Source organism: Bacillus sp. FAU18, assembly GCF_056033885.1.
Genome location: NZ_JBVYHZ010000004.1, coordinates 2,061,410 through 2,073,852, shown reverse-complemented (window position 1 = coordinate 2,073,852; position 12,443 = coordinate 2,061,410). Strand labels below are relative to the sequence as shown.

At 43.4% G+C, this 12,443-nt stretch carries 16 protein-coding genes; 7 read left to right on the top strand and 9 right to left on the bottom strand.

The window, feature by feature from the left end:
• Window positions 1–2: 2 nt before the first annotated feature.
• Window positions 3–581, bottom strand: a complete 579-nt coding sequence (locus tag AC0OMU_RS21705; RefSeq protein WP_100506043.1) for a LysE family translocator — start codon at window positions 579–581, stop codon at window positions 3–5.
• A gap of 128 nt (window positions 582–709) precedes the next feature.
• Here AC0OMU_RS21705 and AC0OMU_RS21700 point away from each other — a divergent pair, with 128 nt between their 5' ends.
• Window positions 710–1,597: a LysR family transcriptional regulator gene (locus AC0OMU_RS21700; protein WP_181220369.1), complete on the top strand. Its 888-nt coding sequence runs from the start codon at window positions 710–712 to the stop codon at window positions 1,595–1,597.
• 24 nt (window positions 1,598–1,621) lie between these two features.
• Here AC0OMU_RS21700 and AC0OMU_RS21695 read toward each other — a convergent pair whose 3' ends face one another.
• The 3 genes from AC0OMU_RS21695 to AC0OMU_RS21685 all read right to left on the bottom strand — a co-directional run bounded on the left by AC0OMU_RS21695 (window position 1,622) and on the right by AC0OMU_RS21685 (window position 3,519).
• On the bottom strand, window positions 1,622–2,101 hold the full coding sequence (locus AC0OMU_RS21695; protein ID WP_047183503.1) for a DUF2798 domain-containing protein: 480 nt from the start codon (window positions 2,099–2,101) through the stop codon (window positions 1,622–1,624).
• 82 nt (window positions 2,102–2,183) lie between these two features.
• Window positions 2,184–2,627, bottom strand: coding sequence for a GNAT family N-acetyltransferase (locus AC0OMU_RS21690; RefSeq protein WP_474241558.1), 444 nt, complete (start codon window positions 2,625–2,627; stop codon window positions 2,184–2,186).
• A gap of 13 nt (window positions 2,628–2,640) precedes the next feature.
• Window positions 2,641–3,519: a LysR family transcriptional regulator gene (locus AC0OMU_RS21685; protein ID WP_327830172.1), complete on the bottom strand. Its 879-nt coding sequence runs from the start codon at window positions 3,517–3,519 to the stop codon at window positions 2,641–2,643.
• A gap of 186 nt (window positions 3,520–3,705) precedes the next feature.
• Here AC0OMU_RS21685 and AC0OMU_RS21680 point away from each other — a divergent pair, with 186 nt between their 5' ends.
• A complete protein-coding gene (locus AC0OMU_RS21680) occupies window positions 3,706–4,920 on the top strand; it encodes an MFS transporter (protein WP_474241556.1) in 1,215 nt (404 codons plus the stop codon).
• 33 nt (window positions 4,921–4,953) lie between these two features.
• Here the strand turns inward: AC0OMU_RS21680 and AC0OMU_RS21675 are convergent, their stop codons facing one another.
• A complete protein-coding gene (locus AC0OMU_RS21675; protein WP_063335910.1) occupies window positions 4,954–5,793 on the bottom strand; it encodes a pentapeptide repeat-containing protein in 840 nt (279 codons plus the stop codon).
• 146 nt (window positions 5,794–5,939) lie between these two features.
• Here AC0OMU_RS21675 and AC0OMU_RS21670 point away from each other — a divergent pair, with 146 nt between their 5' ends.
• Both AC0OMU_RS21670 and AC0OMU_RS21665 read left to right on the top strand, forming a co-directional pair.
• Window positions 5,940–6,329: a YybH family protein gene (locus AC0OMU_RS21670; protein WP_181220364.1), complete on the top strand. Its 390-nt coding sequence runs from the start codon at window positions 5,940–5,942 to the stop codon at window positions 6,327–6,329.
• A gap of 67 nt (window positions 6,330–6,396) precedes the next feature.
• On the top strand, window positions 6,397–7,185 hold the full coding sequence (locus AC0OMU_RS21665; RefSeq protein ID WP_181220363.1) for a hypothetical protein: 789 nt from the start codon (window positions 6,397–6,399) through the stop codon (window positions 7,183–7,185).
• 37 nt (window positions 7,186–7,222) lie between these two features.
• Here the strand turns inward: AC0OMU_RS21665 and AC0OMU_RS21660 are convergent, their stop codons facing one another.
• Both AC0OMU_RS21660 and AC0OMU_RS21655 read right to left on the bottom strand, forming a co-directional pair.
• Complete coding sequence (locus tag AC0OMU_RS21660; RefSeq protein WP_100506037.1) at window positions 7,223–7,960, bottom strand: MerR family transcriptional regulator; 738 nt, start codon at window positions 7,958–7,960, stop codon at window positions 7,223–7,225.
• Between the two features lie 159 nt (window positions 7,961–8,119).
• Entirely contained in the window at window positions 8,120–9,430 is a 1,311-nt protein-coding gene (locus AC0OMU_RS21655; protein ID WP_014478548.1) for an MFS transporter, read from the bottom strand.
• Between the two features lie 100 nt (window positions 9,431–9,530).
• Between AC0OMU_RS21655 and AC0OMU_RS21650 the strand changes: the two genes are divergently transcribed.
• Window positions 9,531–9,851: a hypothetical protein gene (locus AC0OMU_RS21650; RefSeq protein ID WP_003226899.1), complete on the top strand. Its 321-nt coding sequence runs from the start codon at window positions 9,531–9,533 to the stop codon at window positions 9,849–9,851.
• A gap of 11 nt (window positions 9,852–9,862) precedes the next feature.
• The gene (locus tag AC0OMU_RS21645) at window positions 9,863–10,309 is read left to right on the top strand and encodes a DUF6376 family protein (protein WP_181220362.1); all 447 of its coding nucleotides are present in this window, start codon (window positions 9,863–9,865) and stop codon (window positions 10,307–10,309) included.
• A gap of 31 nt (window positions 10,310–10,340) precedes the next feature.
• Here the strand turns inward: AC0OMU_RS21645 and AC0OMU_RS21640 are convergent, their stop codons facing one another.
• Window positions 10,341–11,270 (bottom strand): manganese-dependent inorganic pyrophosphatase, encoded by a 930-nt coding sequence (locus AC0OMU_RS21640; RefSeq protein ID WP_015385181.1) that lies wholly within the window; start codon window positions 11,268–11,270, stop codon window positions 10,341–10,343.
• 205 nt (window positions 11,271–11,475) lie between these two features.
• On the opposite strand from AC0OMU_RS21640, the gene hypR reads away from it, so the two are divergent.
• On the top strand, window positions 11,476–11,853 hold the full coding sequence (gene hypR / locus AC0OMU_RS21635; RefSeq protein WP_014478546.1) for a transcriptional regulator HypR: 378 nt from the start codon (window positions 11,476–11,478) through the stop codon (window positions 11,851–11,853).
• Window positions 11,854–11,882: 29 nt separating this feature from the next.
• Here hypR and cotF read toward each other — a convergent pair whose 3' ends face one another.
• A complete protein-coding gene (cotF, locus tag AC0OMU_RS21630) occupies window positions 11,883–12,365 on the bottom strand; it encodes a spore coat protein CotF (RefSeq protein ID WP_003243364.1) in 483 nt (160 codons plus the stop codon).
• Between the last annotated feature and the right edge of the window lie 78 nt (window positions 12,366–12,443).

Sequence of the window (12,443 nt, the reverse complement as noted above, 5' to 3'; positions counted from 1 at the left end):
TGCTACAAATAAATACTGACGGCAGAGTAAACAAGCAGCAAACACATAATAGTGCGAAATGCTTTATCGTATTTGTCAAAGAGTTTTTTGAACACAGAGCCGAATCCTGACCATAGCAGCAGCGCCAGCCAGCCGAGAATGATGGCTAATGTGAGATAAAGAATGACCGATGTCATTGAATGCTGGAACGGAAGGATAAATGCACTCATCAATGTTAAGAAGAACAGAATGCTTTTGAAATTGATCATTTGAAAAATAAAACCTGATAGAAAAGAAGAATGCACATCTTCAGAATCCTTCTTTGCTTTTTTGGACATGCCGACCTGCCATGCCAAATAAAGCAGATAGACTGCACCTGCTATTTTGAAGTATGGTTCTGCAACCGGAATCCAATTGTATAGTCCTATCGTAAATACACCGCTGAGAATCCCAAGGACTGCAAAACCTGCCAAAATGCCGCTATTGAAACGCCATGACCCTATAAAGCCAAACTGCCGCGCTTCATTCATCATTAAGATGTTGCTCGGGCCAGGCGTAATGGATGTCAAAATCACATACGAAAGAAAAGCTATTATACTCATAAAATCACCTTCATTTACTAATGTCGTACGGGGCAGTTTTTATTGTATGATAATGATATCTATAAATAAAATTGAAATATAAAAAGTCATTATCATTTTTTTTAATAGATCATAAAAGGAGAAATCGTATGGAGATCAGACATCTTATCACGTTTCAGACCATCGTAGAAAAGGGGAGCTATACAGACGCCGCGGCGAAGCTAGGCTATACGCAATCCACGATCACCACTCACGTCCAAGCGCTGGAGCAGGAGATCGGAGGGGCATTATTCACGTACGAGAAAAGGCGTTTAAGACTGACTGTTTTAGGAAGGGAATTGATCCCTTTAGCTGAGGATTTACTATCAACCCATGAACAAATCAAGAATATGCAAAACGTTCACGAAGTTAAGGGTGTGTTGAAAGTAGCGGCACCTGAGTCGTTAACCATTTCCAGACTTGGACCGATCATAAGGGAATTTTCACTGAAATATCCTCATGTCAAAATCATCTTAAGCAACGGCACATGCGGACAAAATCAGGTGGATTTGTTAAGCGGACGGGTCGATGTCGCGTTAATGGTCTATCCGGAGATCAATATTGAAAAGTGTGTTCATTACACATTAACCGAGGAGGAGATAGTCCTTGTGGGCAGTATGGATGGACCGGATCATTTTGATGATTACAAACAGGAAAACAACAGCCATTTCTTTATCACAAATGAAGAGGGCTGCAGTTACCGGTCGATGTTTGAACGATACCTTGTGAAGCATGACATCAGCGGTTTTCAAACGATGGAGCTGTGGAGTATCGAAGCAATCAAACAAACGGTTATGAGCGGACTTGGATTTTCTGTTTTGCCGTACATCACAGTAAAAGAAGAAGTGGAAGCGGGGAAGCTGAAAATTCTTCAGCATGGTGAAGCCCTTGATCCGATTTACTCACACCTGTTACTCAAAAAGAAAAAATGGCAGCTGCCTGCCGCAGAGGCTTTTGCGGAGCTTGTTTTACATTCAATTCATGAGCAAAAGGAGTGAGTGTCAGGCTCACTCCTATTCTATTTAAATTACGGCTGTGAGCTTTGGTTTTACAAATTTCATGAAAATCCCTCTGACTAATGGGCCCATAATCAGTAATTGCAATGGATAGGCCAGGATGAAATTTTTCAACACAATCATAAGATAAGCACTGAAGAGGCTGTCCCCGTTCAGCCCATTTGCTAGAACTGCTGTCACTAAACCGAACACAGACATACAAAGTACCATGCCAATCACCATACAAGTTGACATGGCAAGGATGACATGAATTTTTTTAGTCTTGTCGAACGGCATACGGAATGCAATCTTCTTGGCGAGGGGGCCCACTAACAGTAAATCGAACAGGAGGGCGACCATAAAACCGATGACCATTTCAAAAACGGTCATCAGTGAAAAATCCTGAATGGCTCCGTTGATGATGGCATTGTAAATCGACATGACGCAGACCATTCCAAAACACATCATCACGCCAAATATAAGACTCTCTTTTTTATTTGCTGGCATACAATCATTCCTTCTCTTCATAATCGGTGATTAGTATACCAATGAACTGTTCATGCTCATAAGTGACAAATTTGTGAACAATCTATAGCGCAGAATCGTCTTGTTTTGTCATCAGCACATGCGGAATGCCATCAAACATAAATTCTTCTGATGCAGTCTGATAGCCTAGCTTTTCATAAAAGCCTGCCGCCTGTGTCTGGCCGTGCAATTTGAAGGCAGAAATGCCTTGTTCTTTCACAATACGTTCTAATGCATCGACGATTATTTTTCCCAGACCGAATTTGCGGTAAGGCTTCAGAATGCAGATTCGTTCCAGTTTCCCCGCGTGGCCAACGATACGGACACGTGCAGTGCCAACAGGTACATTCTGATGATAAGCCAGGATGTGCTGGCAATCACCGTGGAGTGTATCGAACTCATCGAATTCATCCGAAATGGGACAGCCTTGTTCCTCTACAAATACTGTCTTTCTGATTTCAAACGCTGTATGTAAATCCTGTTCTGACGTGATTTTTTTGACATTCATGTTTGAATCCTCCCTACTCAGAAAAATGGCTGATGACGTATTGTTTAAAGGTCTCAGCAACCGGTGATAAAAACCTGCCTTTTATCCAGGCAATTCCTATGACACGCTGACATTCCGGCCAGCTGACGTGGATTTTGGTGATCTTGCTTTGGTCTAAGCTTTTCAGGTCTGGCAGAATAGATATGCCCAGTCCGGCTGCCACAAAACCTGCGGCAGTAGCTGCTTCTTCTCCTTCAAACATAATGTTCGGCTGTATATCAGCCTTCTCAAACAGCTCATCGACCGTCATCCGAAGCGCATAGCCCTTTTTCAATAAAATAAAACGCTCCCCGGCAATCTCATTCAGGGTAATGCTTTCGCGACTGGCTAATGGGTGATCATTTGGCACAAATACAAAGAGTTCTTCACTCCACAGCTTGATCCATTGGATCGGATTTTCAGGCTTAATCGAAGCGAGGAGACAGAGGTCCAGATCCCCGGATTTTAATCGTTCAAGCAGCCAATAAGAGTGGTTTTGCTTCAGCTGGAAGGCAATGTTGGGGTATTCCTGCTGAAAGGAGCCGATGAGATCGGGCACGAGCGTGGTGCCTAATGTATGTAAAAAACCGAGAGAGACTATGCCTTGGTCTGGCTTTAATAAAGCTTGGATTTCTTCTTTTCCTTCGGTGTACTCCTTCATCATCGCCTGAACCCGCCGCAAAAAAATGTGTCCGTATTGATTTAAGCTAATGGATCGTCCTTGCCTGTCAAATAGCGGGACGCCCAAATGATTTTCCAGCCTGGCGATAGAGCGTGAAAGCGCCGGCTGTGTGATGGAGAGGCTTTTTGCGGCTTTCGTGACGTGCTGCACCCGGGCCAGTGTTTGAAAATATTCAAGTTGTTCCCATTCCAATTATCATCCCTCCTTATTACATATAAGCATAAAAAGGATATTTTATATGCATTATACAACATATATCAACGGTGCTAAGATAATAATATAAACAGACTCGAGGATGTTTGAAATCGGAAGAAATAAAGGATGGTTGTTTATGAATTACAGTGCTCCACAACATGATGAGGGACCGATAAAGTCCCGATGACATACATTCAAAAAGGCACACCGGTTTTTCGAAAAATTACGTTTGCTTTCTTCGCTGCGGGTTTCAATACATTTGCGATTCTATATTGCGTACAGCCGCTCATGGAGGAATTCACGAGGGAATTTCATGTGACGCCTACTGCGGCGAGTCTTTCTTTATCTGTTACCACAATGCTGTTAGCTGTGAGCATGCTTGTCTTTGGTTCATTATCCGAGGTGTGGGGGCGCAAGCCGATTATGGGTATTTCCATGCTGGCCGCATCGGTTCTCTGTCTGGCATCGGCCTTTAGTCCGAACTTTCATACACTGCTCGTATTGAGAACCGTTCAAGGCGTTGCGCTCGCAGGCCTTCCGTCGATTGCGATGGCTTATCTTGGAGAAGAAATTGAACCCGGAAGTCTTGGATCAGCGATGGGGCTGTATATCAGCGGAAACGCAATCGGCGCCGTTTTCGGAAGGATCGTTTCCGGGCTCCTGAGCGAGTACTTGAATTGGCATATGGCGATGGGATCAATTGGTGTCATTAGTTTGATTGCTAGTATTATATTTTTTATGAATTTGCCGCAATCCAGGCATTTTACGCCAAGAAAATTGAAGCTCGGGAAATTGGGAATGTCTCTGATCGGCCACTTGAGGGACCGTAAACTATTCAGCTTGTTTCTCATTGGTTTTTTGCTGCTCGGAAGCAATGTTGCATTGTTTAATTACATTGTGTACGTGCTGTTGGGCCCGCCGTATTCGCTTAATAAAGCATTTTCCAGCTGGATCTTTATTGTGATGATTGTAGGCATTTTCAGCTCGTCTTTCATTGGAAGAGTGGTTGATCGGTATGGCTATCCGAAAATATTGGTGATGAATATTTTCATCGTCATTGCAGGTGCTTTATTCACGATAAACAGTATGCTGGCAGTGAAAATTCTGGGAATTGCCCTCTTTACATTCGGTTTTTTCGGAGGGCATTCAGTTGCCAGCAGCTGGGTGGGCAGGAGAGCCCTTCACAACAAAGCACAGGCTTCATCGCTGTATTTGTTCTTTTATTACGCCGGTTCAAGTGTTTTCGGAACAATCGGAGGGCTATTCTGGTCTGCTTTTCACTGGCTGGGCGTTGTCGGTATGATCACCTTCATGCTGCTGGTTGCGTTATGGCTGTCGGGATACTTGGCAAGAAGTGTGAAAATGCCGGATAAAAGGAACGAAAAAGGATTGAATTGATCAGTAAAAAAGGACCGTTAGCGGGTCCTTTTTTTATTTCCAATGGGCAGGGATTCGTAAAGACAGCGGCAGCTTTGTGTTCGAATCGCCGTTGGCGGCGTTCACCTGTGCCTGTGTCAGAAAGATGCTCCCGGTCAGGTCGGCGCCTCTGAGATCAGCGTCTCTCATATCTGCACCGATAAAGTCTGTCATTCTCAAATCGGCATTTCTCAGATCTGCGGCTATGAGCAGTGCCCCTCTTAGGTTTGCTCCTCGCAAATCAAGCCCTTTCAGTTTCGCGCCGATCAGGACACTTCCCTGGCTGACTTTTTTCGGGAGTTTTGGATGGCGGGCTTGGGCACGCACCAGTTCACTCGTTTTTAACAGCCATTCATTGACCTCAGCTCGATGCTCGTCCACCTGCAGTGTCAGCAAGCGCTCTTTGCTGAGTCTGGTGAGCCTTTCTATTTTTTCGAAACTGGTTCTCAGTTCAGAATGAATCGGCTTGGCTATATCTATAGATAGAGCTTCATGTAAATACCAGAGCATTTCGTGCAGCTGCTGCATGATAGGAAAAACGTCAAACATCTGGTTGGCCGTTTCGGGGCTGTTTCGCCAATCCTTTCCCTCATAAGTGATTTGGGATACTTTTTGGCCGGCGCCAAAGCATTCATATGCAGAGCAGCCTCGAAATCCTTTTTCTCTGAGATCTTTATGTATAGAACATTGATAGTTTGATTGTAAGTTGCGGCAAGGCGTGCCCCCGTCTTTATCAAAAGCAAAATCTGCCGACTTCGCATAAGGCAAGGCGACACAGCACAGGCCAAAACAGTGCTGGCAATCCGCACTTAAATCATGATGTATATTGTCATGTAACGTTACTTCCGCAGACAATATTGTCCACCCCTTCACTTGGGTACTTTGTTAAATATATGCTATTTGATTATATAGGAAATATTGATACTTTTCATTTTGTTTTTACGGCTTCAGTGATGTAACGATGTATAATATATCCAATCATGATGATTGGGGGAATTCATTTGGAACAGCAATTGAAAGACATCATCTCTGCGTGTGATTTGGCAATTCAAAATGAAGATTTTGATACACTGATGAATTATTATTCGGAAGATGCCGTTTTAGTTGTGAAGCCGGGCATGATCGCGCGAGGTAAAGAAGAAATCAAAAAAGCGTTTATGGCAATCGCGGACTATTTCAATCATCATATTGTCCCGACACAAGGGGAAATGATCATTTTGGAAGCAGAAGACACTGCACTGGTCCTTTCTCAGACACTGCTTGATTCGGATAAAAAGGACTCCGAGTATACGATGGAAAGAAGGGCGACCTATGTATTTAAGAAGAATGCGCAAGGCGAGTGGCTTTGTGCAATCGATAATTCATATGGTACGGATTTAATTGGTGTGTAAGATATGTCTTTGATGTGCCATTCCTGCATATAATGATTCATTCAGCTGATTAGGGAAGGTGACACAATTGAATTTATATGACATCAGAATGGCTCCTTATTGGTTTTATGAAGGCAGAGGACTTGTTCAACATCCATACGTATTTCGGCAGCCTGTCTCCTCACGTGCAATCATTGCATCTACCCGCGGCGATGTCACGGGAGACGGCGTTATTGACGAGGTCTTTCTAACTGGAAATCAAATACCCGGCAGCCCGTTATGGAGAAATATCACATTGGTGATCCGTGATGGCAGAACCCATCAGGAGCAGCAGATTCAGCTTCAAAACAATATGGGATACAATCCGTCACTTTTTCTGGGGGATATGACAGGCGACAAGATTGAGGATGTGGCAGTGGTAATGGACACAGGGGGAAGCGGCGGTGCTATTTATGCATATGTGTTTGCCTATCTAAACAGGCAGTTCCGGCGAATTTTCAATTCAGATGTATTGAATGATGAATTAAAGTACAGTGTGAGGTATCAAAATCAATATAAAGCGAGCGTCATCAGTCATCAGCAAAACGAAAGGTATATCCTCGACCTTACTTACAAGGGCAGGGAATATTTGAATGAGATTTATAACAGCCAAGGTGTGTTAAAAATGCCGATAGAAGGATGGGTGAATCCTTTATCGGGTTTGTATCCGGTTGATTTTGACAGAGACGGTGTATACGAATTATTGGCGTACCAGCGGATAGCGGGAAGGTATAACGCCGACTCATTGGGATATGTTCAAACCGTATTGAAATGGAACGGACGGCGTTTTGCCGTTGACCGGCAGAATGTTTCGATTGTTGGCGGTGCTGTCTCGTAATCCTGATGGCTGTCACCCTATAAAGGGTGACAAAACACTACAGGTGTTCTGCAACGACAACCAAATAATAAGATAAACCGGTTTGCTGCTCTTCTAACATTCCTCTATGGAAATCATCTTGCATAAAAAAACGTGTTTGTTTTACGTAATCTTCTTTACTTGTCGGATGCCCGTTCTGATTTAGGAACTTAAGATGATTCATGACATGCTCTTGCACGGAAGGATCATGATACGTTACACCGTTTCTTAAAAAATCAGCCATCCTATCAAGAAAATGTTTAGCCTCTATTGCCATTTTGTTCATTTCATCGACATTGATTGTATGTGTATCCAATTCAAAATCGTAACGCTCTTTTAAATACCCATTTTGTTCTGCTAAAGATTGTTTCCATTCTTCAGCGCTTTCAAATCCTTTAAACATTACCTTGTGATCCATGTTTTCGCCTTTTCTCGTGTATTCTAAAGATGTGTTGACTGTTTGAATGAGACGCTGATACTTTTCAATTTTCTTTTCAAACAGCTTTTTTTGTTTTTCTAATGTACTTGTTCTTTCAGCATCCTCATTTAGTAATGTTTTGATTTCTGACAAAGGGATATCTAATTCTTTGTAAAAAAGGATTTCCTGCAGTCTTTTTAGTTCGTCAGCACCATAGTACCGATATCCGGCTTCGCTTATTTCCTTTGGGGCTAGCAAGCCGATTTTGTGGTAATGATAAAGCGTTTTAATTGTGACATTCGCAATATTGGATAGTTCTTTTACTGTTAATTTCACCATCCGACTCCTCCTTTCTTCTTTCACTATGAGGCCTTACCTTTGGTAGGAGTCAAGGATAAAATGGTGGTGTTTTCGTCCGAAGACAGCCTAGTGAATGTGGGAGAAAGAAAATAACACCTGGCGGATTCAAAGAAAAGAGTGCTTTTCAGCAAGCACTCTTCATTCCAGTTTAATTCGTTTTACATCCCCTAGTACAAACACATAAAAAACCAATCCCAGCAACAGCACAAAACCAGCTACCAGAAAGCTGAGCGTAAAGGAGCCTGTCACATCAAACAAATACCCTGTCAGTGACGCAGCAATAATGCCTCCGAACAGGTTGTTTGCGAGATTCACCATGGAGCTCAGCATGGATACGGAACCGATCGGCGCGAGTTCTGCGGAGATGGACCAGCCGACCGGAGCGGTTGCGGAAATTCCGGCGAGTCCGATGGAAATGCAAATAATGGCTACGGTAATATTGTTCGTCAGAATGGAGCCTAAAAAGAAAAAGCCAAAGCTCATTCCGACTATGATTACGGTTCGGTACACCTTGGTGTTAGGATAGCCTTTCTTAATAAAATAATCGACGAGCCAGCCGCCGACGGCAATTCCGGAAATGGTTGAGATCAGCCACGGCACTGCCGTAAATAAACCGGACGACATGAGATCCATACCGTATGTATGTTTAAAGAAAGTCGGAAGCCAGGTGAGCAGCAGGTTGAATGTATACCCGTACCCTGTAAATCCGATCATTAAGCCCCATACTTTCCGATTGGTGAAAAGCTTTTTTAAAAGCGGGCCCGTTTTGTAAGGGATTTGCTCTGTTGTAATGGCATTGTGTTTTTGAATATAGTTTAGTTCACTTTTAGAAATACGTTTGTGCCGTTCAGGCTGTTCATAATACTGCCAGAAAAAGATCGTAAACAGCACATTGATGCATCCAATCGTCAAAAAAGCGACACGCCAGTCAAATGTTGTGACAAGAAAGGCGACCAATGGCGCGCCGATTACATTTGAAAACTTGGCGGCCGAATCGAACAGTGAGTTTGCCAATCCCCGCTCACTTGGAGGAAACCAGAGAGCGGTTGCCTTAGAGGCAGCAGGGAACGCAGAGGCGCTCGTCAGCCCAATGAGAAACCGGAACAGATACAACAGCAATTTTCCTTGCAAAAAAGCAAGAAGGATCGTTAAAAAGCTCCATATTGTCATTCCAACCCTCGTGACCCATGCGACCCCAAAACGGTCCAGCAAACTTCCGACAGGCAGCTGCATCAGTGTATAGGAATAGGTGTAAATGGAAAACACGATGCCGAGTTCAGTTGCAGTAAGGTGAAACGAATCTTGTATCGCAGGGGCCGCTACCGAGATGGCCACTCGGTCAAAATAATTAAGAATAATAATGCCGCTAAGTAACGAAGATATGTACCATCTGGTATGCCCAGGCCGTTTCACGCGCTCTTGACTCATGATGAAAACCTCCTCTGTCATAGCATGATCTCCTGATGGAAAAACCATTCAAATTTTAAATACCACAGCGCGCTTTTATATAAACGGCAGGAATTTGACTGGAACAGATCGGTGCTTTAGAATGAAAGTAATAAAAATGAACACTCCAAAGGGGAGTAGCTTTCACAGTAAAGTCGTCATTACGGGACAAGGTGTCCTCGGCTTTGCTGGCAATCTAATTGTTAGCGAGACCTTTGCCAAATCTGATTTGGTGAAGGTCTTTTTGTTTCAGGAACTTCACCAAATTGGTGGAGTTTTTTCATTTTTATCAAAAAGGGAGAGGAGCATCAGAATGTCTAAGCTGAAAAAGTGGCTGAAGCGTGAATTGGTGAGGAAAGGGCTGCCGTTAGCGAAAGAGAAATTGATTCCGATCTTAAAAGAAAAAATGAAAAAGAAACGATGAGGGGGCTGAAGATGAAGATCATTTTGACAGTACTTGCCGGAGTGGGACTTTTGAGTGCAGGCGGATGCGGCATGCTTGATCAGGTGAACGACGGATTGAACTATACGAGTGAAGCAGCGGGTTATGTGGAGAAGGTGAAGACATTTGCAGAGGAAGCGCCTAAATTAGCTGAGAAAGCTGTAAATGACACCGAGGCGAAAGAAAAACTTGAAGCGCAGCTTGAGTCGATTCAGAAGGCTGCCGCTGATTTTAATGAATTAACGCCGCCTGATGCCGCAGCGGAGATTCATCAAACCATTCAGGAGCATAACGAAACCTTGCAGAAAAGCGCTGAAGATGTGTTGAAACAAGCAGAGGAAGGCAAGGTATCGCTTAAAGAATTGGAGCAGTCAGACCTGGTCCAAAACGCAAAGCAAATTACTGATGTGATGGGACAAATTGAGAAGCTGAGTGAATAAGAAAAAGCATCCCGACGCGGGATGCTTTTTCTTATTCAGCCATTGCGTCTGTTAAGACAGGAACGACTTGTTTTTTACGGGAAACAACGCCTTTCAAGAGGGCTGTGTTGTTTTCTAATGTAACGTTGAACGCTTTTTCCACTTTCGCTGCTTCGTTACCGATTGCAAGAGCAAGTGAATCATTTTCTAAGATATCTGTGATAACGAGAAGGAACAGATCAAGATTCTTCTCAGCCACAACTTTTGAGATCACAGCTTCTAATTCAGCTTGGCGTTTTTTCACATCTTCAATGTCCACTGTGTTTACTTGTGCGATTTCGACTTTCTTGCTGCCGAGCGTAAATTCTTTCGCATCAAGAGAAATGAGCTCTTCCACTGTTTTTTTGCTTAAATCAGCGCCTGCTTTCAGCATGTTCAAGCCGTATTCTTCAGCATCTACGCCAGCGATTTCCGCAAGCTCTTTTGCTGCCGCTACGTCTTGGTCCGTGCAAGTTGGAGATTTAAATAACAGGGAATCAGAAATGATCGCAGACAGCATAAGGCCGGCAATTTCTTTCTCGATTTTCACGTTATTCTCTTTGTACATTTTGTTTAAGATGGTAGCCGTACAGCCTACAGGCTCAGCACGATAGTAAAGCGGCTCAGCTGTTTCAAAGTTAGCGATGCGGTGATGGTCGATAACCTCTAAAACCTGAACCTCTTCAATGTCTTTGATGCTTTGCTGGCGTTCGTTATGGTCAACCAGGATAACGGCGTTTACTTCGTTTGCAGCTGTTTCAACAAGGCGCGGGCTTTCTTGTTTGAAATAGTCAAGCGCGTATTGTGTTTCGCCGTTGACTTGTCCGAGGCGGACAGGCTCAGCATTGAAGCCGAGTTTGTTTTTCAAATCAGCATAAGCAATCGCAGAACAAATCGTGTCTGTGTCTGGGTTTTGGTGTCCGAAAATAAGTATCTTTTCCATGATAGCTCCTATCCTTTTTTTAAGTAGTGTAATCTTTATATAGTTTAACACGTCTTGCTGCAGGTGTAATCATGCAAACCCTTAAAAATTGATGTGAATAAGAAGCATTTTCTTTGAGCTAAGGAGAAAAGGTGTGTAAAATACTGGGTAGCTTAGTTGCAAAATGTAATGTAGTATCAAAAAAGGTACTATTGGAGGGTCAAGAATGAGTGGAAAAAAGAATATATACCCGAACAAAGAAGGCTGTCCAGTTGAATTTACTCTAGATGTCATTGGCGGAAAGTGGAAAGGAATTCTTTTTTATCACATGATAGATGGCAAGAAACGGTTTAATGAGTTTCGGCGAATCTGCCCGAGTATTACTCAAAGAATGCTTACTCTTCAGCTGAGGGAGCTGGAAGCGGACGGCATCGTGCATCGTGAGGTTTATCAACAGGTGCCGCCCAAGGTTGAGTACTCTCTGACGGAATTTGGGCGAACGCTTGAACCGATTGTTTTGCAAATGAAAGAATGGGGAGAATCCAACAGAGACGTGCTGGAATCTTATCGTTCGAACGGCTTACTGAAGGATCAGCAAAAATAGCAGCAAAGGGAACTCCTTTGCTGCTTGTTTTATTTCATTGAAATGGCTCTGTTGGCGTTTCTGACATCGTTTTTCAACAGTTCAGAAAGGTTGTAAGACGGATAATATCCATGCTGATACATGTATCGATAAACTTGGGCGTGCAGCTGGATGGCAGCATTCAGCTGTTTGACCAGTACGTTTCTTAATTGAGGTGTTGCTGTTTCTGTAATTGCGATGGCATAGCTGCGGACAGATGTTTTGGCAAAACCGAGCAGGTCACCGCTGTAAAATGGGTTATCTGCGCGTTCTTCTTCCTCATCCTCTCTGTGCGGAGCCTGTGGAAAGAACGGAAGAAGCTCTCTTAAATTTTGCTCAACACCCTGAATAGACACGTTATAAAGCTGTCTGAGCTGAGGGTCTTTTACTTCTCTTATCATTTTCTTCAGTTTAATGAGTCCGTTTGATTGAAAAGCAACCAGCTCGTGCATTTCTAATGTTTCATGCCAAGCCAATGTTCTGCGTTCATCCATGTGAAAATTCTCCTTTATCGATCAGATTCCATATCAGCATATGCCCAACGCTCAATGTTGTTCATGATGTTTTGAAGT